Origin of the sequence: Paenibacillus sp. MSJ-34 (assembly GCF_018918005.1) — a bacterium.
GTDB lineage: Bacteria > Bacillota > Bacilli > Paenibacillales > Paenibacillaceae > MSJ-34.
Genome location: NZ_JAHLPR010000117.1, coordinates 1 through 1,783, shown reverse-complemented (window position 1 = coordinate 1,783; position 1,783 = coordinate 1). Strand labels below are relative to the sequence as shown.

The window sequence follows — 1,783 nt, the reverse complement described above, 5'->3', positions numbered from 1 at the left end:
ATAGGATCTCGGAATAAACCGGGCGATTGAGGCTCAATTTGGGGTGCTTGAGTTAAAATTATCGATGTAAACGTGTTTTTGAAAGCAATTTTCAAAAATGCGTATGCTAAAGAACCCGAACTGGGCATGTTTTAAAAAAATATGGAAAGGTATATGGTTACGCCGCCGGTGCCGACTTCAGCCATTGTTGAATCGTTGTGAGTTGGTTCTGTTTCTTCGCTTCTTGCAGCCACGCATCAGCATGTTGGCACATGGCGATCAAATATACGCGGATGTTCCAATGGCGGGAACTGCGACCGCGAGAAGCTTCTAAGTTGTAGTCAACCTTTTGTCTTTTGATGCACCGTTCTACACCCGTACGCGAGGCGTAACGCGTTCTCCATTCCTTGCTGTCACGGCGGATGCGAGGAAACAAGCGGGGATTGTCCGCTGTAGATGTGTAGAATGTTCTGCCGTAGTCAGATGGTGAACATGGATGAGGGCATTCCCACTTGCCAACTTTGGCAGGGCAACGCCACTTCACACGCTGGCGACCAGGACACTTGCCCCAGCAGACCATTTTGCGCCCTATGGGGCAAATGGGAACGCCATCTGAATCGATTTCCATGTTGTTGTATACCAGATGCCCCGAGCGCCTGTTGTTCAGGTCGATGATGGCTGAAACATTATCACGCTCGAGCATGGTATAGATGGGAAGAGCGTCGTGGGCAGAATCCAGAATCGCTTCTCCCAAATTCCACTGCGGGTACCAGTGGCGCAGCTCCTGGTATCCGCAAATCCACGAAACCGAGTCGTGCTGGCTTGCTTTAAATAATCGTGGATAGACCGGCAGGTCGTAAGGGCTGTCGGCAGCCGTGAACATGTACAGCGTACGACCGTAGTAATACTTTTCGCGGTAACTGTCCCAACCCCATGTAGCATCGGGATCGGAAAATTGACGTTTGCAAGTACACTTCCAATTGCCGGATTTCCGGCAATCACAGAGGAACTTGCCGAAAGAACGCGCGCCGGTTTCGACCGGTGATCCATCACCGATGACACGAAAGGAATTTGTATCACCCAGCAAGCCCTTTTCCGCAGAGGGAAAGACAAACAGGGTTTGGAACAAGTGTTGCAACGTATCGTGTTCCTTGGGGCTGTAATGAATCTGATCTTGTCTTAGCACACGAGCAACGAGTTTATCCGTGATCTTGGGGTTTTTGGGTTCAAGCTTTTGGTTCTTCTTCCCTTTCTTACGCGGTTTACGCAATTTGCGTTTAATGCGCCCCGTTTTGTGGGGCGTGGATGCACGCCATAAACGGCGAAAAAAATCGTAAAATGTCCCAACACCCGGCGTGTCGAGTGGTGAAAATCCGCTTAGGATAGCATAGATCGGGAACGTACGAAGAGAGCGAACCCAGTTATCGACATTCATGCCAAGCTTGGTCATAAGCAGCGTGCTTCGCAGCATATCCGCTGGATCACGAGGCGAACGTCCCTTGGTCTTCAAGGAATAAGCAGATTGCATGATTGAAGCCGTTTTAGACAGATCAATGGGCGTAATCCAAAAGATTAGATCACTGTAGAACTGCTGCAGAAATGCGTTTTGTTCCGGAGTCGAATACTCCGATTGCAGTTGATCGATGACAAATTGAAGATAGTCTTGATGAGAACGTGGGGAAAATTTCATGAAAATCACCCAATTCATTAGAAATAAAAAAAGCCTTCTCGGCGATTATTGGGGTGATTTTGAAAAGTCAAGAGGAATGTTTGTTCGCACCCCATGTTTGGGGGTGAAACAATA

1 protein-coding gene is annotated in these 1,783 nt (G+C 48.5%); it reads right to left on the bottom strand.

The window, feature by feature from the left end; genetic code table 11:
- Positions 1 to 157 precede the first annotated feature (157 nt).
- On the bottom strand, positions 158 to 1,669 hold the full coding sequence (locus KQI79_RS27230; protein WP_144942070.1) for a DDE transposase: 1,512 nt from the start codon (positions 1,667 to 1,669) through the stop codon (positions 158 to 160).
- Between the last annotated feature and the right edge of the window lie 114 nt (positions 1,670 to 1,783).

What these genes read in the sequence shown, in the direction of transcription:
- KQI79_RS27230 (WP_144942070.1), bottom strand. Translation starts at nt 1,669, where the DNA reads ATGAAATTTTCCCCACGTTCTCATCAAGACTATCTTCAATTTGTCATC.